Source organism: Marinimicrobium sp. C6131 (genome assembly GCF_026153455.1).
Classification (GTDB): domain Bacteria; phylum Pseudomonadota; class Gammaproteobacteria; order Pseudomonadales; family Cellvibrionaceae; genus Marinimicrobium.
The window spans coordinates 4,115,493-4,138,041 of the sequence record NZ_CP110629.1 but is presented as its reverse complement, the minus strand read 5'-3'; the positions used below and the strand labels follow the sequence as shown (position 1 = coordinate 4,138,041).

The window sequence follows — 22,549 nt, the reverse complement described above, 5'->3', positions numbered from 1 at the left end:
TTTACCCAGCATTACACCGTAAAACCGACATCAATGGAGAATGACTCATGAAGCTAGCTCAACTACTCAAACCGATTGGCACCCTGGCGGTCGCCTGCAGCATGGCCCTCACGGGTCTGACGACACACGCCCAGGAAGACGACACCATCAAGGTGGGGGTTCTGCACTCTCTGTCCGGCACCATGGCCATTTCGGAAACCACACTGAAAGACACCATGCTGATGCTCATTGAAGAGCAGAATAAAAAGGGCGGTCTGCTTGGCAAAAAGCTCGAACCGGTCGTGACCGACCCCGCCTCGGACTGGCCACTGTTCGCGGAGAAAACCCGCGAGCTGATTGAACAGGAAGGCGTCGATGCGATTTTCGGATGCTGGACATCCGTCTCGCGCAAATCCGTTCTTCCGGTCATCGAAGAGCTGAATGGCATCCTGTTCTATCCGGTTCAGTACGAAGGCGAAGAATCCTCGCGCAACGTCTTTTATACCGGAGCGGCGCCCAACCAGCAGGCCATTCCCGCCGTGGACTTTCTGATGAATGAAATGGGCATCAAGCGCTGGGTACTGGCCGGTACCGACTATGTGTACCCGCGCACCACCAACAAGATTCTGGAAGCCTACCTCAAGGCCAACGGCGTGAAAGATGAAGACATCATGATCAACTACACGCCCTTCGGTCATTCCGACTGGCAGAACATCGTGTCCGACATCAAGCGTTTCGGCAGCCAGGGTAAAGAGACCGCCGTGGTATCCACCATCAACGGTGACGCCAACGTGCCCTTCTATCGCGAACTGGGGAACCAGGGCGTCTCCTCTGAGGACATCCCGGTGGTCGCCTTCTCCGTCGGCGAAGAGGAGCTGTCCGGTATCGACACCAAGCCGCTGGTGGGCCACCTGGCCGCCTGGAACTACTTCATGAGCGAAGACTCTCCCGAGAACGAAGCCTTTATCAAGAAGTGGCACGCCTTCACCGAAGATACCGACCGAGTCAGCAATGACCCGATGGAAGCTCACTACATCGGCTTCAACATGTGGGTCAAAGCGGTTGAAAAAGCGGGCACTACCGATCCCGATAAAGTGATCGACGCCATGGTCGGCATCAAGGTGCCCAACCTGACCGGTGGCACCAGCGAGATGTTGAAGAATCATCACATCACCAAGCCGGTATTGATCGGTGAAATCCAGGACAACGGACAGTTCCTGACCATCTCCAAAACCGATGATCTGGTTCCGGGTGACGCCTGGTCTGACTTCCTGGAAGGCAGCAAGGACCTCATCGGTGACTGGACCGATCCGATCAACTGCGGCAACTACGACACCAAAGCAGAAAAATGCCTTGGCGCAGAAGCTGCTCACTAAAGTACTCCACTCACTGCCCGGGTAGTCGCCCGGGCAGTGAATCGATTCTGGCAAGAAGAGCAACGCGATGATCAACAACACCGGGCACACCAGGATTCCTGTCATGGGCCACCTGTTTGGCCTACTCTTGCTGCTACTGGTTCACAATCAGGCTTCGGCAGATCCCCTGGAGGAGCGTCTTGTCGAAAGCACACGTAATGTGGCGACGGTCAGCCTGATGAAGCGTACCGATGCCATTGATGCCCTCGCTGAAATCAAGCACACCCGAACACCACTGATACTCGATGCCTTGCTGCAAGGAAACCTTCACGTCGACGATCTGGATCCGCCCAATGTCTATATTCTTCGCGAGGATGAACGGCTTGAACATGCGGTTACAGGTACGCTGACTACCGACCTTGAACTGGAAACCAAACGAATACCGGTTACCAACCGGATGCGCGGACAACTCCGCGACCTGCTCGCACGCATGAACCTGGATGATGACAACGCTCAAATCCGCTTTGAAGCGGTACAACGGATGATCAAAGAGGGGATTGACGAGAACAACATTGAATTGCTGCTCCAACGCAGCGACGTCGAAACAACCCTGTTGGTGAACAATGCCATCAACAGTGCCTTGTCACTTTATGACCTGAAAAGCGATGACAAACGAACACGTTTAAGCGCCATCAAAGCGCTGCGCGGCTCGCTCGAGGGAGAAACCCGTAATGAACTGCGTCGCTTGCGCGAGTTCGATTCCGACCCGGACGTGCAGGCTGCTGCCGCAGAGGCATTGGAATCCATTCAAAGTAAGCTGAGATTTTACGAGCTGGTCGAAAGCCTGTTTTTCGGTCTGAGCCTGGGCTCCGTTCTGCTGCTGGCCGCCATCGGCCTCGCCATCACTTTTGGGGTTATGGGTGTCATCAATATGGCTCATGGCGAGCTGATGATGATTGGTGCCTACACGACCTGGGTGATTCAACAACTGTTTCCGGGACAGATTGCCTGGAGCCTGGCCATGGCGGTACCCGCCGCCTTTCTGGTCGCCGGTCTGGTGGGCATTGCCATTGAGCGCGGCGTGATCCGCTTTCTGTACGGCCGCCCACTGGAAACCCTGCTGGCCACTTTCGGCATCAGCCTGATTCTGCAGCAGGCCGCCCGCACGATCTTTTCGCCGCTCAATCGCAGTGTAACGCTGCCCGAGTGGATGAGTGGTTCCATGGTCATCAATCCGGCCCTCTCGCTCACCTACAACCGCCTGTACATTCTCGCCTTTGGGCTGATCGTGTTCTTTGTACTGATGGCCATCCTCAAACGAACCTCTCTGGGCCTCAAAGTACGAGCCGTGTCGCAGAACCGCCCCATGGCGCGCGCGGTCGGTGTCCGGGCCAGTTGGGTCGACGCCATGACCTTCGGGCTCGGCTCCGGCGTGGCGGGCGTGGCCGGTGTGGCGCTGTCACAACTGACCAACGTGGGGCCCAACCTGGGCCAGGCCTACATCATCGATTCATTTATGGTGGTGGTGTTTGGTGGTGTGGGTAACCTCTGGGGCACCCTGGTGGGCGCCATGGGGCTGGGCGTACTCAACAAATTCATGGAGCCCTGGGCGGGTGCCGTACTGGCCAAAGTGTTGGTACTGGTGATGCTGATTCTGTTTATCCAGAAACGCCCCAAAGGTCTGTTCCCCCAAAAAGGACGGGCAGCGGAATAGCCCCTGCCCTGCTGAAAGGTTTTGAGAGACGCTTATGTTGACACAACGTTTACTACTCAGTGATCGGGGCGGCATGCTGGTGTTGGGGCTGGTGGCCCTGATGGCAGTGATCGTTCCGGTGTGCAATATGCTGGTGCCCGAGAGCTCGCCGTTCTACATCTCCACATACTTGGTCACCCTGATCGGCAAATTTCTGTGCTTCGCGTTGCTGGCCCTGTCTGTGGATCTGATCTGGGGCTACGCCGGCATTCTGTCTCTGGGCCACGGTGCCTTTTTCGCCCTGGGCGGCTACGCCATGGGCATGTATCTGATGCGCCAGATTGGTGATCGGGGCCAGTACGGCAATCCCGACCTGCCGGACTTTATGGTGTTTCTGAACTGGGACAGCCTGCCCTGGTACTGGCTCGGCTTCGATATGTTCTGGTTTGCCGCGCTGATGGTACTGATCGTTCCGGGCCTGCTGGCCCTGGTGTTTGGCTGGCTCGCGTTTCGTTCGCGGGTGACGGGCGTCTATTTTGCGATCATCACTCAGGCCCTTACCTACGCCCTGATGTTGGCGTTCTTCCGCAACGAAATGGGCTTTGGTGGCAACAACGGCCTGACCGACTTCAAGGACCTTCTGGGTCACTCAGTCAGCGCCAAAGGCACCCGAAACAGTCTGTTTATCGCTTCAGCCGTAATGCTCATACTCGGCTATCTGGCCTGCCGGTATATCGTCACCTCTCGTATGGGGCGGGTGATTGTCTCCATCCGCGATGCCGAGAGCCGAACGCGATTCTGTGGTTACAAGGTGGAAGCTTACAAGCTGTGGCTGTTCGTGTTCTCCGCCATGCTCGCGGGTGTTGCCGGTGCACTCTACGTTCCGCAGGTTGGCATTATCAATCCCGGCGAATTCTCACCGCTGAATTCCATCGAATTGGTCGTGTGGGTGGCAACCGGCGGACGCGGTACCTTGTACGGTGCCATCATTGGTGCCTTCTCGGTGAACTACGCCAAAACCCTGTTTACCACCTGGTCCCCGGAAAGTTGGCTGTTTGTGCTCGGCGCCCTGTTTGTGATTGTCACCTTGATTCTGCCCAAGGGCCTGGTGGGTCTGTTTGATCGCCTCAAGCGCAAAGGTAACAAGACCGAGCCCCAGACCGATGCCCGCCAGCCGACCGAATCCAAGGAGGCGCCATGAACCTGATCAAGCAAGCCCATCAATTCAGTCAACGGGCACTTCCCAAACGGGATCCGAACTTTGGTAAACCCCTGGATACCAGTCACGGTCCGATCCTGTACGTTGAGGGCGTGACGGTCAGCTTTGACGGGTTCAAGGCGCTGAACAACCTGAACCTGTATGTGGACGACGGCGAGCTGCGCTGCATCATCGGCCCCAACGGGGCTGGCAAGACCACCATGATGGATGTGATTACCGGGAAAACCCGGCCCGACGAGGGCAGCGTTTACTTTGGGCAACAGATTGACCTACTGGACTTGTCAGAACATCAGATTGCCCGGGGCGGCATCGGCCGGAAATTTCAGAAACCGACCATTTTTGAAGCCCTGACGGTGTACGAAAACCTGGAGCTCGCCACCGCCGCCGACAAGCGGGTCTGGTTCACCCTGACCCGATCCTTGAACGGCGAACAGCAGGATCGTATTGATTCCGTTGTGCGCAAGATCGGTTTAGTGTCAGAGGTTCAACGCCCCGCCGGTCTGCTTTCCCACGGTCAGAAACAATGGCTGGAAATCGGCATGCTGCTGATGCAGAGCCCCCGGGTTCTACTGGTGGATGAACCCGTAGCCGGGATGACCGGCGAGGAAACCGAACGCACCGCCGAACTGCTGACCTCCCTCGCCGGTGACCACTCGGTGATTGTGGTGGAGCACGATATGGCCTTTGTGCGCTCCATCGCCCGACAGGTGACGGTGTTGCACCAGGGCTCGGTGTTGGCCGAAGGCACCATGGACCAGGTGCAGAACAACCCGAAAGTCATCGAAGTGTATTTGGGTGAATAGTGTGGGTAACGGCGGATACCGCCATTAGGTAGCGTAGGGCGGATCGGTCCGACGATTCGGAGCGCAGCGCATCCGCCGTAAATACCCCCTAAAACAACCAACGACCTGGACTGTAACTACGGAGACCCCCCGTGCTGACCATCGAAAACGTCAATCAATACTATGGCCAAAGCCACATCCTCTGGGACCTCTCCCTGGAAGTCCGCGAAGGCACCTGCGGCTGTCTGCTCGGCCGCAATGGGGTGGGCAAAACCACCCTACTCAAATGCATCACCGGTCTACTGCCCATTGCCGAAGGCAGTATCCGGCTAAACGGCAAAGACATCAGTAAACTCTCCACCGAAGCCCGTGCCCGGGCCGGTATTGGCTACGTCCCCCAGGGCCGGGAAATCTTCCCGCAACTGACCGTCGAGGAAAATCTCAAAATCTCTCTGGGTGCACGGGGCGACGGCCAGACGAAAGTCCCGGATCATATCTACGAGTTGTTTCCGGTACTGCTCGATATGCGCCACCGCCGGGGGGGCGACCTGTCCGGCGGTCAGCAACAGCAACTGGCCATCGGTCGGGCTCTGGTGCTGGACCCGAAAGTTCTGCTTCTGGACGAGCCTACCGAGGGCATTCAGCCCAATATCGTGCGCGACATTGGCAATGTGATTGGTACGCTGAACCGGGAGTTGGGGCTCACCGTCCTACTGGTTGAACAGAAGTTGCCGTTCGCCCGCAAGGTCGCCGATGACTTTTTTATCATGGAGAAAGGCCACACCCAGGCTTCTGGCGTCATCGCGTCTTTGGACGACAATCTGGTACAGAAATACTTGAGCGTATAGCAACAGGCGGGGATACCATGATCCGGGTCTGACGAGGGAGTGACTTGAATCACGTTGTTTAATCCCCATACACGGATTGTCGATAAAGCCTGCTACACTCAGCAGGTATCACTTGCCACGGAATCACTCAGGAGAGACTTTTATGGCGCTTAAATTTGGAATCCCGCTAACAGTACTGGCTCTCGCCTCAGCACCACTTTCCCTCGCCGACAACCACGATCCGCATCACCCGACCTTCGAGCTCCATGGTGGTGTGGGGCGCACCGTATTCGACACGCCGCTGGAAGATAGCGGTCACTATCAGCTCGGTCTGGGGATGAACCTGGGCGAGCGCTGGGGGCTGGAGTTGATGGCCTCGCAATTCGACACCGAACAGAGTGAAACCGGGGTGGACATCGACGGCGAACAGTATCGCCTCGACGCCCTCTATCATCTGGCCGACCGCAATCAGCGCGCGCGCCCTTACGTTGCCTTCGGCGTTGGCGACCAGGAGCTGTCGGGGCCCAACCTGGCCCGCGCCCAGAATGACACCCTGGTCAATGCCGGCGTCGGGGTCAAATACCAGTTGTCCAAACGCTGGCTGTGGCGCACCGATATGCGCCTGTTCAACAACCTGGACGCAGAGCACACCGACTTTGCCATCAGTACCGGCCTGAGCTTCCTGTTCGGTTATGACGATCGCCCAGCGCGGTCAACCACGCCCGAACCCGCCCCAACCACACCACAGGATAGCGACAACGACGGGGTGGTCGATACCCGGGACCAGTGTCCCGATACGCCCGAAGGGCTGCGCGTCGATGCCCGCGGCTGCGCTCTGGACAGCGACCGCGACGGCGTGCCGGATCACCGGGACAACTGCCCCGATACCGCCCGCCAGTACCGGGTGGACGATCAAGGCTGCCCGGTTGAGCTGACCGAGTCGGTGTCCATCGAGATGCGGGTACAGTTCGAAACCAACAGCGCCGAGGTTCGTGAGCCGTTCATGCCCGAGGTGCAGCAGGTTGCCGACTTTATGCGTCAGTTCGACCAGACCCGGGTCACCGTCGAGGGCCACACCGACAGCAGCGGCGCCGCCGCCTACAACCAACAACTGTCCCAACGCCGGGCCGAAGCGGTCCGCAACGTGTTGATTGAACGCTTTGGCTTGTCCGCCGACCGGGTAGAGGCCGTGGGTTATGGGGAGGAGCGCCCCATCGCCGACAACGCCACCGCTGCCGGTCGGGAGCGGAACCGCCGCGTCGTCGCGGAGATCAACGCCGATGTGACCCGCACCGAAACCCGGGAGTGAGACGCGCGAAAAGAAGAAACCGGCCGTTTGAGGGTCATGTGACCTTGCGTTACCCCTCAAGCGGCCCTACAATGCTCGCAATTCTGGAACTTCCGGCTTTTCCGGTAGTCCCATGAATCGCAGGGTCAGGGTTCGGCCAGATTGACTGGTACTCTGCCCGACGCGACCAAATTCCCCTTTACGGGGCCGATTTGGATTCGACGCCGGTAACGAAACTCAAGGTGCATGTCGTGATGGCAGCCAATCACGTTAATCCAAAGCTGCAACTTAATAGTTGCCAACGACGACAACTACGCTCTAGCGGCCTAAACCCCGCTAGCGGTCAATAGCAAGGTGCCAGTACCGCGTTATTGACTGTCAAACAGAACTGGATCGCGGTGAAGCTCGCCTGTGGCGGATCCGTTAAAACCTAAACAGGATCGCGTCTTACGTCCTGCCCGTTGGGCTGTAAGAGGCTAAATCAATAAACGGAAACTAAGCATGTAGAGCCAAGAGCGGAGTACCGGCGGACGGGGGTTCAACTCCCCCCGGCTCCACCATCACCACATCTAAAGACGTCCTAGGACGTCTTTTTTTGTGCCTAAAATCAAGCAGTTACGTGGTTTTTCAGTCCATTAACGTCCGATAAGATCCAGCAACAACCGACACCCCAGGTATTCCAAGTGGTATTCCAAGGCGCCCAATGCTATATTTTGGAATACCAAATGGCAGTCTGGAATACCCAATGAGCACCTACACCACCACCCTGAAGGCCAAGCAGGTCGCCGCCGCCAAGCCTCGAGACAAAGACTACGTCCTGTCCGATGGGGGTGGCCTTCAACTCCGCGTGCGCACCAACGGCTCGCGCCTGTGGAACTTCAACTACCGTCACCCCATCTCCAAGAAACGAGTCAACATGGGGCTGGGTAGGTACCCCGAAATCAGCCTTGCCCAAGCTCGCGAAAAAACCAAAGAGAGCCGCGCACTCGTTGCCCAGGGTATCGACCCCAAAGCGCACCGAGACAAAGAAGCACTGCAAAGGAAGCTGGAGACCAGCAACACCTTGCGCAAGGTCGCCGAAGAGTGGATTGAGCTGAAGAAGTCCCGTGTAACCGCCGACCATGCAGCCGACTCCTGGAAGTCACTGGAGATCCACATTTTCCCCAAGCTGGCCCACACACCGATTACCGACGTTAGCGCCCCCCAAGTGATTGACGTCCTGCGCCCTATTGAAGCCAAAGGCAGCCTCGAAACCGTCAAGCGCCTGTGCCAGCGGCTAAACGAAATCATGACCCACGCCACAAATAGTGGGTACTTACCAACCAACCCGCTCAGCGGCATAAGAGAGGCCTTCCTAAAACCCAAGAAGAAGAATATGCCCACCATCAAGCCGGAAGAATTGCCGGAGCTGGTACAAACCATCGCCAACGCCAGCATTAAGCGAGTCACTCGCTTGCTGATCGAATGGCAGCTGCATACCATGACACGCCCGTCGGAAGCGGCAGGCGCCCGCTGGGAAGAAATCGACTTCGAGAAGCAGTTATGGACAATACCTGCCGAGCGAATGAAAAAGCGGAAAGAGCACATAGTGCCACTAACGGAGCAAAGCCTGGCGCTGCTGGAAGCGTTAAAACCGATCAGTGGACACCGGGAGCACCTGTTTCCATCTGACCGCAACCCACGAACCCACACCAATAGCCAAACCGCCAATATGGCGCTTAAGCGGATGGGCTATGGGGGTAAGCTTGTCAGCCACGGCTTGAGGGCATTGGCCAGCACCGTACTGAATGAAATGCGGCAGGACCCGGAGCTGATTGAGGTGTGCTTGGCACACGTCGATAGCAGCGTGCGTGGCGACTACAACCGGACAGACTACCTGGAATCCCGAAGAGAACTCATGGAGGTTTGGAGTCAGCAGATCGAAAAGGCTTCGATAGGCTCTCTATCAGCTAGTCAAAGCCCTTCTCTAAGGGTGGCAAATGGATAACAGAGCTATTCTCAAGAGCCAAAGCTCGGGCCGCACAACGCAAGTGATTCTGGATCGCGTCATGTCACCGTCTCTCTCTTGGGTAAAACCTTTTCTCAAGCCATCATAGAAGAGATTGCCCGATTTCTGCCTATTCGAAATGCTGCGGCGCAGCTCTGTATCCTCGCTAGATTACCGCGATGTATTCGAATAATTTATTGTGAAAACTGAAAATGAATAAGTTCGCCTATGCTTTATGAAAACAACTGCGAATACCTACTGGGGTTTATCGACAATCCGATAAAAAATGGAGTAATACTCGAACAGCTCTACAAGAAGCCGAGCCTAAAAGGCCGACTACTTTTCAAAATTCCCATGCTACGCAGATTTGTTTCTGAAGAAGATCTAATAAATATCTTCACTCAATTATTGGTAAAGCTCAGAAAAGGAGCCCAAAAAGAACTTTTACAATTAAAACTTACGGACTTAGAGCCCAGCCCACACAACCTAGACAGGTGCATAAACGCCCTCGCTCAGCACTACGTCCTAGCAACAACCCCTATAACTTCCAAGGAAGGTGGCGATATAGAATTCACCGAAGCCTTCCTCTTAGCGCACTATGCGGCCAAAAGTAGCTATCACACCAGCCGCATCAGTGAGTCCCTAGGACTTCCCCCAGGTTACGATCTCCCGATTTCAGAAAGCCCACATCTATGGGCGCTTTACCACTTAAGCGAAGTGTACTGGCTTCTAAAGAGTCGGTTCTACCGGATCAAGGCAAGTTCGAATAGTATACTTTTATATAGAAACAGCACTTTTTCTACGTTCATTACTACCTACTGGGCGTCCGAACTACTAGAGTACCACTCACAGCTGGCAGACATGGCATGGTTAATAAGCCGATTTGAACCATTCATGAACACACGGATTCCGCCACTGCTTTTCGTGGAGGCTGTAGATCGTGTATTAGATAAAGCATTCTCTATATCGCAAAGCTGCCTCACGAGTGAGCTCAGGAGGCAACCAAAGTACAAATTAATTAGAGATCTCATTGGACTTGCGGTGCTGATCGAAGCAAGGTCTCGCCACTCTGACCGTATCGAAAAATCCTGGATTCATAGGCAAAGACTTATACCAGATGAAACAATTGAATTCATTGACGGAATGCTGGATCAGCAGCCGCCTCAATTTGGACTCGCAAGCAACTTCATATCCTTGAAAGGCGATCATTATCACAGAGGGACTTTACAATTCAGGTACGGCATCAGGAAGTTAATGGGATATCTACATCCAAAATACTACTCCCCTGAAGACACATTCATTAACGGCATATCGAAAGCCTTCGAAAACCACATTTTGAATCACCTAAAAGGGCTCCAACGCTACGGCTATACCGCTTATGAGGGGCTCGCCCCACCGGGCCCGAAAGCCGCAATAACTGGCTATGATGTTGACGTAATACTCCATGACACCGAAAAATCTCTATTTTTTTTCATTCAAATCAAATATAAATTGACCTGGACACCCACCTATCTCTCGGAGCAAATAAAATTCTTCGCCAATGATGGTGATGACTGCAGGAAAGGCTATAGACAGCTAAAAGTATTACGGGACAACATGATGCACCAAAGCATTAGAGATAGACTGAAGCGAACACCTGCCTTTTCTGCAACTCCAGAAAACAGCCATTTCATCGTACTACACAACCAGCCATTCCTCAATTTATACACTCACGACGAAATACACTTTTATGATTGGAACACGTTTAGGAACATTCTGGAGAACGGCAGTATCATCCAGTTAACGAATAACGATGAAAAGGTAAGGTCTATCGGGGAAAGAATGCCGATTCACCGACCCGACAACATCGCGGCAAGGTATATCGAGTCTGGAGCATTTGGAGAAACAACAAAGGAGCAGTATGACCTCTTTATGAACGCCACATGTAATGTCAACGTAGACGACATATGCATATCTAGTAGCCTTCTATGACACTAGGTCCCACATGGGGACACAGTCCTTGGTGGCCGCCGTAAGTAGTCATCTCTTAGGACTTTGACGTTTCCGCCCTTTCTGCCAAATCCACCACAACGATATCAATGGCGGAAACATTTGGAAACATTAAGGGCTTCCTGGTATTCCCAACCAAGAAACATCGCCGGTGCGCTTGGAGAGTAACAGTGAGGAAGTGCATGCCCCGAAATCAGCTGCGTACTAGGCCTGGCTGGACATTTCGGCTAAGCACGTGGCTCTCTTATATCATCGAAGCCGTCGTACTTCGGCTTGTACTCATATTCTCTCCCAGCTACTAGAGCAGGCGTTTCTGCTTGACTATATAGCTAACCGGCTTCTTTTTCTTTTCCAGCACACCTTCTTTGACCAGACGAGTTAGCCATTCCTTGGCCTGCGCGTTTGAGACGTCCAACGCAGCGGCCACCTCGGTGTCCTTCACCGGCTCACTCGCGAGTTGCTGAATGGCTTCACGCACGACTGCAAAGAGCGCTTCGGCTGGGGTCAACTCCGGCTGTGGAGTTTCCGTGGAAACGTCTACCTGTGCAGCTGAACCTAGCGTTATGGATGGCAAGCATTCCACCACTGCGGCTAGTTGCCCAGCTGCGGCAACGTTAACAGGTGGTGATGACTGAGTGTCGACTGACGGCGCCTCCTCGCTCGAAAACAACGGCAAATCGGCCTGTGGAAACGTCGTAGGCATCGCCACATTGAACACGTCATCTAACGAAGCCACGTCTTGTGGGTTCGGCCAAGGAAGTGCGCCTTTCTCGCGCAGAGCATCCAGAGCGGCAGATGACTCACCCGTTGATCGAACGAAGACCGGCACGAATTTTAGTTTATCGAGCTGCTCTTCGGCGCCCGCCCAAGTACCACCTTTTTTGAGATCAGAACTGACCACTAGTGAGGTGTCTGCTAATGCGTAAATCAGCTTGTTTCTCTGCATAGCGTGGCCAACATTAAATCCAGCACTTGGATCGTAAGCAGAAACGAGTACCAAATTGCCGCCACGCAAACGATTTCTTTCCTCACGATTCATGACGGTCTTTTCAAGGTTTTCAGCAAGAACGCCAATCACCTTTCCACCTGATTCCGAAGCACCTCGCATGGCGGCTTGATCAACGCCCCTAGCCCCCCCCGAGATGACGGTCCGACCTGCGCTGGCAGCCAGGCTTCCGACAGACATGGTGTAATCAACCAAGTCATCGCTCACCCGGCGCGAACCCACGACGGCAAGCCCACCAGTTTCTAATATACTAATATCGCCACAACCGTAAAGCACCGCTGGCGCGTCCTCTCTGAGACGGGCCTTCAAGCGGCGTGGGTACTCGGGATCCGCACGACTAACCACCCAAATTGCACGTGACTGCCAGTGCTCGATCACCTGACTCAGTAGAAACCCACGCTTCAGTAATCGCTGCAGGCGCCCCTCGTCAATTACTGGTTGGCATTCACGCATGACCTCAAGAGCAGCTGGGGAAACAAGATCTGCTGGCTGGCGCTTAATATCGCGCAAATGTTGCGCAAGCCGTTTGTATTCCCCTGGCGACAACAGATCAGGGGACCGAGCCCCACGTCCAACAATGAGCGGCGCCGTCAGTAAAAGGATAGCCTGAGTGTTAGGTGAGAGGGATCGCATTATTCGTTATGCCCCGTTTGTGAAAGGGCCACTGGGAACACCTCACCACTCCCCCCCAGTCGCAGAAGCCATGCCGCCACCGTGAGGGTCCATCGGGAATTGACAATGTCATCCACGAGGAGAACGGGCCCACTAGGAATGGGCAGTTCCACTAATCTGAGCGAACCGTCGAGGTTGCGTGCTTGCTGAGTGGCATTTGCCATGGTCTTCTGCTCTGGTCTGTCTTCCGTTTTCACTAGCACTTCATGGAAAGGAAGCCCTAGCGAGCCTGCCAGTCTTTCTGCGAAATTCGGAACAATCTCGGGGTGTTTTAGAGACGGGATAGCAGTGACCCATTCCGGAACTGGATGCGGCCGCCACTGAGCAATCATTTCAGCGCATGCCTGAACCAGCTGATCCGAAAAGTAACCATCTCGGTACCGGTTATCTCGAACAATGCGCCCCCAGCCGGCATCACCCCAAACGCATAACGCTTTACCCGGTTCAGCTCGGAATGCGGGAGCAATGTGGCCCCTAACATCGTACAAAGGCATCCCACCATCGGGCCATTTTTTGCGCGGCTCTATAGGCAAGGTGGTTCGGCGAAGAAATGCGACGGCAGCTCTGACCAGCTCAGCATCCACAACGGCGGGCAGAGGTGGTAAGGCTGGTTTCGTGACGCTGTGCGGGTCGCCGTCAAGCGCGTCGATCAGGAATTCCATGTGATCACCAAACGGCAGTCTAACATATTCCTCCATTTGCTGGTGCTCGGCTAGCCGTAACGCGGTCAATCGTTCCGTTCTATCCCAGAAGCCTTCACCCAGCACTGCGGCTGTGAGCTGCCATTTACTGCCTTGTTTGGCGATGGGCGCTGGAGCTTCGAGTGAGAGAAGTGCAATCGTCTTCTCGACTCGCTTCTTGCTGAGGTTGACTCGACTCAGCAGCTCAGGGACGGACAGGCCATTCGGCTCGTCTTCAAGCGCCTCAAGAACATCGGCAACTTCCTGCCGGGTCGGGAAGGCACTGCGGATAAACCAGTCCATAATGCCGCGCTCTTCCTCGCCACTGAGCAGCACGCCATAGGCGGCGTCCAACGCACGTCCCGCGCGACCAACCTGCTGATAGTAGGCGACCACCGAACCTGGCATTTGGTAGTGGATCACAAACGCCAAATCGGGCTTATCGTAACCCATCCCCAAAGCCGTTGTCGCAACCAGCGCTTTTACTCGGTTATTGAGCAGCGCCTGCTCCAGTTGCTCTCTACGGTCACCCGTTTCGCCGGTGTAGGCCGCCACGTTAAAACCTTGGGCTTTTAGCCATTCAGCCACTTGATTGGCGTCTCTCACCGTCAATGTATAGATGATGCCGTGACCCTGCAGCGTTACGAGTTGCTCTGCCAGCCAGGCGAGTCGCTCGGCCTGGCTGGGTAAGTGGATGGCCTGCAACGAAAGAGAGCTGCGATTGAGGTCGCCACGGGACACGTCAAGGTTCGGGCCAAGAACCGCAGTGAGATCGTCCATCACCCTGTTGTTCGCGGTCGCCGTAGTAGCCAAGAGCCGAAGATTGGAGGGTAAAGTCTTGACAATACGCTCCAGCAGTCGATAGTGAGGGCGGAAGTCATGCCCCCAATCGGAAATGCAGTGCGCTTCGTCAATGACCAGCAGAGAAATTTGCGCAGCTATACCTGCCAGCATCTGAGTACGAAAGCGCTCACTTGCGAGCCGCTCGGGTGAGATCAATAAAATATCGATTTCGCCGTTAGCTAGCTCTCCCTCAACTGAGGTCCACTCGTCCCTGTTGTCGGAATTAATGGTGCCCGCGCGAACTCCCATCCGCTCCGCCGCAGTAATTTGATTTCGCATCAGTGCCAGTAGCGGCGAGATAAGCAGCGCAGGACCGGCACCCGCTTCTCGCAGCAACTTGGTCGCAATGAAGTAAACAAAGCTCTTACCCCACCCGGTTTTCTGCACTACGAGCAAGCGGCCTCTGCCTTCGACAATGTGACGAATGGCATCTTCTTGATCCTCACGGAATGTGGCGTCAGCGCTCCCGGATCCGATCCGGAGAAGTTCCAGGGCGCGTTTTGGGTTGTAAGCCACGTCAATACTCTCCTTTGATCTGGTCGGGCGAGCGATAGCCGGGCGCCACCAAAGCATTCTGAACACCGCACAGCGGCTGGTAATCTTTTAGCCACAGCCTGAATTCCTTAGAACGCAGACTGTGGTCGGGTGAGCAGTCGACGTTCAATTGGCGAAGGATGTAACCGGCTGTGGCAGCCCTCAGCTTGATCCGTAGCACGCCTCCCCGCATACCAAAGTCCATTTCGGTGATCTCCGGCCTAGGCTGGTCAGGATGTGGAACCAACTCCAATTCAACGGTCCGGGCCCACTGAATATCCTGATTGCTGGCCTCGTGTGGCGCCACTATCTGTCCTTTGAGCACCACGGGTTGTCTAATTCTGCTGAGAGCGAAATCCCGAAATTCATTAGTCCTCCGGTCGAATGCACGGACGAGCCAACAAAAGCCGTTATCGATCAACGCGAAAGGGACGATCTCACGCTCAGAGCGGCCACTAGAAATCGAGTGGTGCTCGATGCCAAGTGGACACTCTTGATAGATAGCCCGAGTTACACTCGCGAGCACATCCAAGTCTATTGGTGTGGCTCGTGACGGGCTCTCACTGGCAACCCACGCTTTCAGCCGCACGGGCTCTCCATCTCCAAAGCCTTGAGTCAGCCACGACAGCACCCGCTCGGGGGGGAAGTCAAACACGGGCCGGAAGCCCGCACCCAAGATATAGGACTTGCCCTTGGAGTCGTACTTAATGTTGTTAGGAGCCAAGTCTCTGTAAAGCGCGAGGTCTCTAGATGCTGCGGCAGACTGAATACCAAACCGCGCGACCGAATCTTGGCGGCGCATCTCCCCGACAAAGCGCAAACGCAATTCTACGAATGCGAGCCGATCACGTTGTGGCTGTGTTAAATCTGCAAGCTTGTGGTTCGGCATCTGGGCCGGCTCGTTCGAGTTGGCGACTGCTTGTGGTTATTACGGGAAGTACATGGTCCACCCAGAAACCCGTTCACAAAATCATTATAATAATAACCTTATCATAATGATGATGACACGCCTATCGCGATTTATTTGTTAGTCACATATTAGTTCGTAATTAATCGCCCCCCCCTCTCCAGCTCGGCAACCGAATCCCAGACAGTTTCAAACCTATATCACCCCCATGACCCCGGCCCCAGCACGCCGGTAAACCCTGGTTGATATAGGAGATACGGCTATGCACACCGCATGCCCTCGTTGTGATTCCCACCGCATTATACCCAGCCGCTATGGCCGCAAGGTCGGTGGCACCGTTGGCACAACCGCTGGCGCCATCAGCGGGGCCATTAGTGCTACTAGCGGCGCCCGACTGGGCTACACCGTCGGAGCTATCGCGGGACCAGCGGGTGCCGCCTCGGGCGCGGTGCTTGGCGCCATTGTGGGCGGACTCTCGGGCTGCGCCGTCGGCGTGAAGCTCGGCGACAAGCTTGATGAGGAGGTATTCCAGGCCTACCGCTGTCTGGGCTGCGAGCACCGGTTTTAGCCCACCCCCATTGATCAAACTTTGCTCAGACCGCTATCGGTCTGGGCCCTTTATTCCGTAGGAGAACCACTATGGCACATCTCGTTGAAAACATGGCCTATGTTGGCCAGACCCCGTGGCACGGCCTGGGTCGTCAATTGGACACCGGTCTTCCCATCGATGACTGGGTCATTCAGGCCGGCATGGATTGGGAGATCCAGGAGTCCCCGGTACGCTTTATTGCCGGGCAGCGTGAGTACCTGGGCGAGATCAAGCCCTTCGATGATCACAAGGTGCTGTATCGCTCGGACACCCACGACCCACTGTCCGTAGTGGGCAACCGGTACAAGGTGGTCCAGCCTCGGGAGATTCTGGAGTTTTACCGGGATCTGACCGAGCGCTCCGGCTTCGAGCTGGAGACGGCGGGCGTGCTCAAGGGCGGGCGCAAGCTCTGGGCTCTGGCCCGCACCGGGCAGTACACCACGCTCAAGGGCAAGGACACCACCAAGGGCTATGTGTTGCTGGCCACCGCCTGTGACGGCACCATGGCCACCACCGCCCAGTTCACCAGTGTGCGGGTGGTGTGTAATAACACCCTGGCCGTGGCACTGGGTAGCGGCGCGGGCGCGGTGAAGGTGCCCCACCGCTCGGTATTTGATGCCAAGGCGGTCAAGCGGTCGCTGGGCATTACCGTCTCCGCGTGGGACGAGTTCATGTACCGGATGAAGCACTTGAGCAACCGCTCCGTTAAAGACAGCGAGGCGCACCACTTCCTACTGCGGGTCATGGGTGATCCGGACAAGGTCTCCATCAGCAAAGGTACCGAGCGCAATATGGCTCGCGTGCAAGCGCTGTATGACGGCCAGGGCCTGGGGGCGGATCTCGCCTCCTCCAGAGGCACCGCCTATGGTCTGCTCAATGCCGTCACCCAGTTCGTAGACCATGAGCGCCGAGCACGCAGCCAGGACAACCGGCTGGATTCTGCCTGGTTCGGCCAGGGCGCGGCGCTCAAAGGTCGGGCTCTGGACGAGGCCCTGCTGATGGTCGCCTGAGCCCACGGCTCTACTCTTCCTTCTTTATTTACCGTCAACCTCATAGAAGCCCCAGCCACCGGTACGCGTGGCTGGGGCTTTTGTGCGTCTGGGAGACTCGATAATGAAAGCACCCCGCATTACCTCACCCAAGCAACGGCCCGCCCTGCGGCTGGTCTCCACCAAAGACCTGAGCCGGAACGACTGGCTCAAGGTTCGCCAGACCGGCATTGGCGCCAGCGATGCAGCGGCGGCCGTGGGCCTCAACCCTTACCAATCCCAGCTTGAGCTGTGGATGATCAAAACCGGCCGGGAGGATCAGCTCCCTTCGGTTGATCCCGATGACGATGGCTCCCCCATGTACTGGGGCCATATTCTCGAACCGATTGTGGCCACCCACTACACCAAGCGCACGGGCAACAAGGTGCGTCGGGTGAACGCCGTCTTGCAGCACCCCGACCAGGACAAAGCCTGGATGCTGGCCAACCTGGACTACTCGGTGGTGGGCGTATCCGATGTTCAGATACTCGAATGCAAGACCGCCGGGGAGTTTGGGGTGCGGCTGTGGCGCGACGGTGTACCGGAATACGTGCAGTGCCAGGTTCAGCACCAGTTGGCGGTCACCGGCAAAGCCGCCGCCGATGTCTGTGTGTTGCTCTGTGGCCAGGAGATTCAGGTGCACCGCATTGAGCGGGACGATGCGCTGATTGCCCGGTTGATCGAGCTGGAGCGCAAGTTCTGGGACTACGTGGAAACCGACACCCCGCCCCCAGCGGATGGGTCGGAGTCCGCCGGAACCGCCTTGCGGTACCTATATCCCCAGGACGATGGTGAAACGGTCGACTTCACCGATGACCCGCACCTGTGCAACGTGTTCGATCAGTTGGTCACGGCCCGCCATAAGCTCAAAACCCTGACTCAGCAGGAGGAGCTGCTCAAGCAAACCCTGCAACAGGCCATGGGCGAGGCGACCCGTGCCACCTTTGCGCGGGGCTCGATCTCCTGGAAGCGGAGCAAGGACAGCAAAGCCTTGAATACCGATGCTCTGATGAGGGACCTACCGGAGCTGATGAACGAATACCACACCACACGCCCCGGTAGCCGGCGCTTTCTGGTTCGCTCGACTGACTGAGCGGGCGTAATTGCGCTCAGCTTTACGTCCCCCTTCTATCAACTCCTTCTTTATCCACTCCCTTGGGTGAGCCGTTTTGCGGCTCGCCCTTGTTTAACGCTATGAGGATACCGCAATGATTAAAGGCCTAGCGATTACCCCGCCGGTCATTGGCCGGATCAGTATCGGTCGTGTCACCGAGAAGGACGGCAGGCGCCTGCCGGAGAAAGACGATCAATTCACCTTAACCACCCAGGTGCAGAGTCCAGAGGGATGGTTACTCCATCCACTGGACGCTGAGCTGCGCGATCAGACCGAGACCGGCAAGCTGCGCACGATTCCGGTCACCCTACCCTTTGGCGATCCGGACCTGAACTTCCGGGCCGAGTACACGCTGTTCGATCGAAGCACCGGCCGGCCGGTCTGTGCCGGCGACGGTGAGCAGTGTCGGCGCCGCCACGAGGAAGGCATGGAGCAACTGCCCTGCCCGGCTCCCGCGCATTGCCAGTTCGCCGCTGGTGGCAAGTGCAAACCCTACGGGCGGCTGAATGTGATGGTGGGTGACTACGACCCACTGGGCACCTTCATCTTCCGCACCACCGGGTTTAACAGCATCCGCACCCTGATGGCTCGGCTGAGGTACTTCCAAGCCGTCTCCGGCGGACTGCTGGCCTGCCTGCCACTGGAGCTTCGGCTACGCGGTAAAAGCACCACTCAAAGCCACCGGACGCCCATCTTCTATGTGGATCTCGGTATCCGTGAAGGCTTGACCCTGGAAGCCGCGATCACCCAGGCCCGAGAGATCGCTCAACAGCGACAGGCGTCGGGCTACGACCAGGACGCCTTGGATCAAGCGGCAAGGTCGGCCCTGGCGAACTCGGCCTTCGAAGACGACGAGGACGAAACCCCGGTGATTCTGGAGGAGTTCTACCCCGACGCCACCACGAAGCCACCGGCCAACACCGCACAACCACTCTCCTTGGCCGACAAGCTCGAACAGCGCGCCAAGGCGCAATAACTCTTCTCTCCCCCTGACCGGCCCACTCATACACCGGCGGCGTTGATTCGCTGCCGGGGGCCGCCCTATGCGAGGACATTCTGATGAACAAAACAAATACCCCGGATACCCTGCCTTTCTACCCGCCTGCCCACAAAGCCGACAACCACCATGGCCTGTCTGAAGCACTGGTGCTGGACTGGGCGGAAGTGATCCTGCAGGAACGTTTTTTGCGCAGCAACTACCTGGTCAGCCCCGACCTGGCCCGCAGCTATCTGCGGGTGGCATTTGGCAAAGAGGATCGCGAAGTGTTTGGCATGGTGCTGATGGACAACCGCCACGGCGTGTTGGATATCGCCAAACTGTTCTACGGCACCATCGACGGCGCTTCCGTCCATCCGCGTGAAGTGGTCAAGACGGCGCTGAGCCACAACGCTGCTGCCGTGCTATTGGTTCATAACCACCCTAGCGGCAACCCCGAGCCCAGCACCGCCGATCGGCGGCTGACAGAGCGGCTGAAGGAAGCCCTTCAGCTGGTGGATGTTCGAGTGGTTGACCATATGGTGATTGGGAGTGATGAGGTGGTGAGTTTTGCGGAGCGGGGGTTGATCTGAAGCTTGAGCACCCGGCGGACGCCGGGTGCTCCATTGGTAGCATTAAATATTTTTTTATCTCTTTCTGGCCAAACACTCATACCCTGGGGTGTATTTCATGATTCTACTTCGGCCCAACTGGGGGTGCCGGACCTTTATAAAAGCCCCAAGTAATAACCAAGATAAACCCGCCTTAATCAACAGTCCGACCCACTTGATTATTTGATCAGTTGACCTGGCACCCAACGCAGGTACACAATCATACCAAACAACTCCACCAGGGACTGAAATACAACCACGACGACGGCCATGCTCCAAGCATCCGGCAACGATAGGGCCAGCGGCAGCATGACGAAGGAGTTTCGTGTACCGAGACTAAAGGTCAGCGTTCTACCAACCGCGCGCTCAAGCTTAAACAATCGACAGAGGCCCTTTCCGATCAGGGCGGCCGCCACCAGGTAAAGTACAAAGATGCCCAGCACTGAGTACAAGATACCACCCTCCTCGATGACGAGGCTGACTTGAGAGCCAGCAATCAAAAAAACCAGCACTGCGAGTAACGGTACTGGCAACCAGCCTAAACTTTGCACCAACCGTTGAGTGAACCGGCGCTTTTCAGCCAACTGCTCGGTCAGCCAAGCTAGCACCAGTGGTGTCACAATCAAACCCAAAAAAGCGGGTAGTAGATGGCTACCAACGGTTAAATCCACCGCCAGGTCATCCATAAAAAGCCAAAGGTAGATTGGGAGCAGTACCAACTGTGCCACCAATAACACCGGCGCAGCGGCGATCGCTCGGGCAGCATCGCCACGCCCGAGGTGGGTAAAACTGATAAACCAGTCCGTACAGGGAACGAGCAAAACCAACAGTATTCCAAGCCTAACAGCGGGGTCAGCCCCCGGAACAAGAGGGAGCAAAAAGGCAACAAGAATGGGAATCAGTATGAAATTGCCAGCCAGTAGTGCTATTAGAAACCGGCGGTCCCGAAACGCCGGCCCAAGATGTACCATCGGCACTTGAGTAAAGGTGGTATATAACAAAAAGCCCAGCACGGGCCACAGAATAGCTTCCCAAGCATCGGTTGTTTCAGGTGCTACCCACCCGATAACCATCCCCATCACAATGGCGAAAAGATAGAGCCATACCTGATACTTTTCCATTTCTTCACGCACCGCCCTGTCCTCTTCGGTTAAAGCCTCAAGCGGCCATATTACCAAAGTGGTGTTCAACCGTCTCTGCACTCCTCCGTATCGAACTCCAACTCTACTGTGGTGTGAGCCAATTCATAATCGGTCAACGCTCTGGAGATAGCTTTTTTCAGCTTCTTCTGATTCTCAATATTCGTCATCTTTGAGGTGCGTATATGAACCGATAGAACATGATGTTCCCCATCCAGCGACCAAAGATGGAGGTGGTGAACATCGTTCACCCCTGTTAGCGAGCGCAAGGTTTCCTCTAACGCTTGTTTCAGCTCAGGGCTAGGGGAGGCCTGCAGGAACAGTCTGACGGTCTGCCAGAAGTTACGGCCCACGTTAAAGAGAATGAATAAAGTAAAACCAATAGAAAGCAAGGGATCAAGAATCGGCCAATCGACAAACATCAAGATGATCGCCACAACCAGAACCGCCACCCAACCCAATACGTCCTCGAGCAGGTGCCAATTCAGAACGCGCTCGTTCAATGTCTTGCCCTTACTGAGCTTGTAGGCGGCGAAGCCATTGACGAACACACCAAAAACCGCTAAACCCAGCATGCCGCCCGCCATTGGCATGGGAGGATTGTCCAGCCGAGGAATCGCTTCGCTAAGTATCCACACAGAACCGACTATGAGCACTAAAGCATTTATAAAGGAACCCAACAAGGAGAAACGGCGGTAGCCATAGGTAAAGCTGGCATTAGCCTGTTTACCGCTCAATCGAGCCAACAGCCAAGAGAACCCAATGGATAGAGAATCGCCCAGATCGTGAACGGCGTCGGCCATGATGGCGGTACTGTTAGTCAGTACACCACCGATGAACTCGATTATGGTAAAGCCAACGTTAAGGAAAAAGGCCCAACCAATCCGCGTACCTTCATTTCCATGGTTGTGGCTGTGATCATGCATATTTAATCCCCCCAAAAAAGAAAACGCCGGTCGCCCCAGGCGACCGGCTAGGGCTGCGATCAGGCCACCGAATCACCTTCCTCTCCGTCCTGGATACGGACGGCGCGGCGCACGTCGGTCACAAAAATACGACCATCGCCTCTAAGCCCAGTATGGGCCTCCGTTTTCAGCAGGTCCACGACCGCATCCACCAGATGGTCCTGACAAACGATCTCCACCTTCACATGCTCGGAAAATTCCGACGCTCCCTCAATAGGGCGCGTCGCACTACTGTGCGCCTTGCTGCGCCCGAACCCACGAACATCCGAGACACTCATCCCGGTGATACCGTCCAGACGGTGCAGGGCCAGCGTGACCGCTTCCAGTTTGCGCACTTTAATATAGGCTTTTATCTCTTGCATGGTG

At 55.9% G+C, this 22,549-nt stretch carries 19 protein-coding genes and 1 other RNA gene; 14 read left to right on the top strand and 6 right to left on the bottom strand.

Annotated features, from left to right (window positions below):
* Positions 1–47: 47 nt before the first annotated feature.
* The 9 genes from urtA (at position 48) to OOT55_RS17415 (ending at position 11,101) form a co-directional block, all read left to right on the top strand.
* Positions 48–1,355: an urea ABC transporter substrate-binding protein gene (gene urtA / locus OOT55_RS17455; protein ID WP_265367097.1), complete on the top strand. Its 1,308-nt coding sequence runs from the start codon at positions 48–50 to the stop codon at positions 1,353–1,355.
* A 67-nt stretch (positions 1,356–1,422) separates the two neighbouring features.
* Positions 1,423–3,048: an urea ABC transporter permease subunit UrtB gene (gene urtB / locus OOT55_RS17450; RefSeq protein WP_265367096.1), complete on the top strand. Its 1,626-nt coding sequence runs from the start codon at positions 1,423–1,425 to the stop codon at positions 3,046–3,048.
* A 34-nt stretch (positions 3,049–3,082) separates the two neighbouring features.
* Complete coding sequence (gene urtC, locus OOT55_RS17445; protein WP_265367095.1) at positions 3,083–4,228, top strand: urea ABC transporter permease subunit UrtC; 1,146 nt, start codon at positions 3,083–3,085, stop codon at positions 4,226–4,228.
* On the top strand, positions 4,225–5,049 hold the full coding sequence (gene urtD / locus OOT55_RS17440; RefSeq protein ID WP_265367094.1) for an urea ABC transporter ATP-binding protein UrtD: 825 nt from the start codon (positions 4,225–4,227) through the stop codon (positions 5,047–5,049). Before urtC ends, urtD begins: the two co-directional genes overlap by 4 nt.
* A 131-nt stretch (positions 5,050–5,180) precedes the next feature.
* The gene (urtE, locus tag OOT55_RS17435; RefSeq protein WP_265367093.1) at positions 5,181–5,876 is read left to right on the top strand and encodes an urea ABC transporter ATP-binding subunit UrtE; all 696 of its coding nucleotides are present in this window, start codon (positions 5,181–5,183) and stop codon (positions 5,874–5,876) included.
* A 142-nt stretch (positions 5,877–6,018) separates the two neighbouring features.
* The gene (locus OOT55_RS17430) at positions 6,019–7,164 is read left to right on the top strand and encodes an OmpA family protein (protein ID WP_265367092.1); all 1,146 of its coding nucleotides are present in this window, start codon (positions 6,019–6,021) and stop codon (positions 7,162–7,164) included.
* 182 nt (positions 7,165–7,346) lie between these two features.
* Positions 7,347–7,703: a transfer-messenger RNA gene (ssrA, locus tag OOT55_RS17425) on the top strand.
* Positions 7,704–7,888: 185 nt separating this feature from the next.
* Positions 7,889–9,130, top strand: coding sequence for an integrase domain-containing protein (locus OOT55_RS17420; protein ID WP_265367091.1), 1,242 nt, complete (start codon positions 7,889–7,891; stop codon positions 9,128–9,130).
* A gap of 228 nt (positions 9,131–9,358) precedes the next feature.
* Positions 9,359–11,101 carry a hypothetical protein gene (locus tag OOT55_RS17415; protein ID WP_265367090.1) on the top strand — a complete coding sequence of 581 codons (1,743 nt, stop codon included), beginning with the start codon at positions 9,359–9,361 and terminating at the stop codon, positions 11,099–11,101.
* Between the two features lie 316 nt (positions 11,102–11,417).
* On the opposite strand, the gene OOT55_RS17410 is transcribed toward OOT55_RS17415, so the two are convergent.
* The 3 genes from OOT55_RS17410 to OOT55_RS17400 all read right to left on the bottom strand — a co-directional run bounded on the left by OOT55_RS17410 (position 11,418) and on the right by OOT55_RS17400 (position 15,743).
* Positions 11,418–12,635, bottom strand: coding sequence for a DNA-processing protein DprA (locus tag OOT55_RS17410; protein WP_265367089.1), 1,218 nt, complete (start codon positions 12,633–12,635; stop codon positions 11,418–11,420).
* 122 nt (positions 12,636–12,757) lie between these two features.
* Positions 12,758–14,836 carry a RecQ family ATP-dependent DNA helicase gene (locus OOT55_RS17405; RefSeq protein ID WP_265367088.1) on the bottom strand — a complete coding sequence of 693 codons (2,079 nt, stop codon included), beginning with the start codon at positions 14,834–14,836 and terminating at the stop codon, positions 12,758–12,760.
* A gap of 1 nt (position 14,837) precedes the next feature.
* Positions 14,838–15,743 carry a helix-turn-helix transcriptional regulator gene (locus tag OOT55_RS17400; protein WP_265367087.1) on the bottom strand — a complete coding sequence of 302 codons (906 nt, stop codon included), beginning with the start codon at positions 15,741–15,743 and terminating at the stop codon, positions 14,838–14,840.
* Between the two features lie 280 nt (positions 15,744–16,023).
* On the opposite strand from OOT55_RS17400, the gene OOT55_RS17395 reads away from it, so the two are divergent.
* The 5 genes from OOT55_RS17395 to radC all read left to right on the top strand — a co-directional run bounded on the left by OOT55_RS17395 (position 16,024) and on the right by radC (position 20,061).
* A complete protein-coding gene (locus OOT55_RS17395; protein ID WP_265367086.1) occupies positions 16,024–16,329 on the top strand; it encodes a hypothetical protein in 306 nt (101 codons plus the stop codon).
* A 71-nt stretch (positions 16,330–16,400) separates the two neighbouring features.
* Positions 16,401–17,360, top strand: a complete 960-nt coding sequence (locus OOT55_RS17390; RefSeq protein ID WP_265367085.1) for a DUF932 domain-containing protein — start codon at positions 16,401–16,403, stop codon at positions 17,358–17,360.
* Between the two features lie 103 nt (positions 17,361–17,463).
* Positions 17,464–18,471: a YqaJ viral recombinase family protein gene (locus OOT55_RS17385; RefSeq protein WP_265367084.1), complete on the top strand. Its 1,008-nt coding sequence runs from the start codon at positions 17,464–17,466 to the stop codon at positions 18,469–18,471.
* Positions 18,472–18,586: 115 nt separating this feature from the next.
* The gene (locus OOT55_RS17380) at positions 18,587–19,468 is read left to right on the top strand and encodes a hypothetical protein (protein ID WP_265367083.1); all 882 of its coding nucleotides are present in this window, start codon (positions 18,587–18,589) and stop codon (positions 19,466–19,468) included.
* Between the two features lie 83 nt (positions 19,469–19,551).
* On the top strand, positions 19,552–20,061 hold the full coding sequence (gene radC / locus OOT55_RS17375; RefSeq protein ID WP_265367082.1) for a RadC family protein: 510 nt from the start codon (positions 19,552–19,554) through the stop codon (positions 20,059–20,061).
* Between the two features lie 197 nt (positions 20,062–20,258).
* Here radC and OOT55_RS17370 read toward each other — a convergent pair whose 3' ends face one another.
* The 3 genes from OOT55_RS17370 to OOT55_RS17360 are packed head-to-tail and all read right to left on the bottom strand — an operon-like array spanning position 20,259 to position 22,545.
* Positions 20,259–21,269 carry an arsenic resistance protein gene (locus OOT55_RS17370; protein ID WP_265367081.1) on the bottom strand — a complete coding sequence of 337 codons (1,011 nt, stop codon included), beginning with the start codon at positions 21,267–21,269 and terminating at the stop codon, positions 20,259–20,261.
* The gene (locus tag OOT55_RS17365; RefSeq protein ID WP_265367080.1) at positions 21,266–22,144 is read right to left on the bottom strand and encodes a cation diffusion facilitator family transporter; all 879 of its coding nucleotides are present in this window, start codon (positions 22,142–22,144) and stop codon (positions 21,266–21,268) included. Before OOT55_RS17365 ends, OOT55_RS17370 begins: the two co-directional genes overlap by 4 nt.
* Before the next feature lie 59 nt (positions 22,145–22,203).
* Entirely contained in the window at positions 22,204–22,545 is a 342-nt protein-coding gene (locus OOT55_RS17360; RefSeq protein ID WP_265367079.1) for a P-II family nitrogen regulator, read from the bottom strand.
* Positions 22,546–22,549: the final 4 nt, after the last annotated feature.

Excerpts from the sequence above, each read along its gene's own strand:
- OOT55_RS17420 (WP_265367091.1), top strand. The coding sequence starts at position 7,889 with ATGAGCACCTACACCACCACCCTGAAGGCCAAGCAGGTCGCCGCCGCC.
- urtA (WP_265367097.1), top strand. The coding sequence starts at position 48 with ATGAAGCTAGCTCAACTACTCAAACCGATTGGCACCCTGGCGGTCGCC.
- OOT55_RS17430 (WP_265367092.1), top strand. The coding sequence starts at position 6,019 with ATGGCGCTTAAATTTGGAATCCCGCTAACAGTACTGGCTCTCGCCTCA.
- OOT55_RS17395 (WP_265367086.1), top strand. The coding sequence starts at position 16,024 with ATGCACACCGCATGCCCTCGTTGTGATTCCCACCGCATTATACCCAGC.
- urtC (WP_265367095.1), top strand. The coding sequence starts at position 3,083 with ATGTTGACACAACGTTTACTACTCAGTGATCGGGGCGGCATGCTGGTG.
- OOT55_RS17360 (WP_265367079.1), bottom strand. The coding sequence starts at position 22,545 with ATGCAAGAGATAAAAGCCTATATTAAAGTGCGCAAACTGGAAGCGGTC.
- OOT55_RS17365 (WP_265367080.1), bottom strand. The coding sequence starts at position 22,144 with ATGCATGATCACAGCCACAACCATGGAAATGAAGGTACGCGGATTGGT.
- OOT55_RS17415 (WP_265367090.1), top strand. The coding sequence starts at position 9,359 with ATGCTTTATGAAAACAACTGCGAATACCTACTGGGGTTTATCGACAAT.
- urtB (WP_265367096.1), top strand. The coding sequence starts at position 1,423 with ATGATCAACAACACCGGGCACACCAGGATTCCTGTCATGGGCCACCTG.
- OOT55_RS17390 (WP_265367085.1), top strand. The coding sequence starts at position 16,401 with ATGGCACATCTCGTTGAAAACATGGCCTATGTTGGCCAGACCCCGTGG.
- OOT55_RS17400 (WP_265367087.1), bottom strand. The coding sequence starts at position 15,743 with ATGCCGAACCACAAGCTTGCAGATTTAACACAGCCACAACGTGATCGG.
- OOT55_RS17385 (WP_265367084.1), top strand. The coding sequence starts at position 17,464 with ATGAAAGCACCCCGCATTACCTCACCCAAGCAACGGCCCGCCCTGCGG.
- urtD (WP_265367094.1), top strand. The coding sequence starts at position 4,225 with ATGAACCTGATCAAGCAAGCCCATCAATTCAGTCAACGGGCACTTCCC.
- radC (WP_265367082.1), top strand. The coding sequence starts at position 19,552 with ATGAACAAAACAAATACCCCGGATACCCTGCCTTTCTACCCGCCTGCC.
- OOT55_RS17380 (WP_265367083.1), top strand. The coding sequence starts at position 18,587 with ATGATTAAAGGCCTAGCGATTACCCCGCCGGTCATTGGCCGGATCAGT.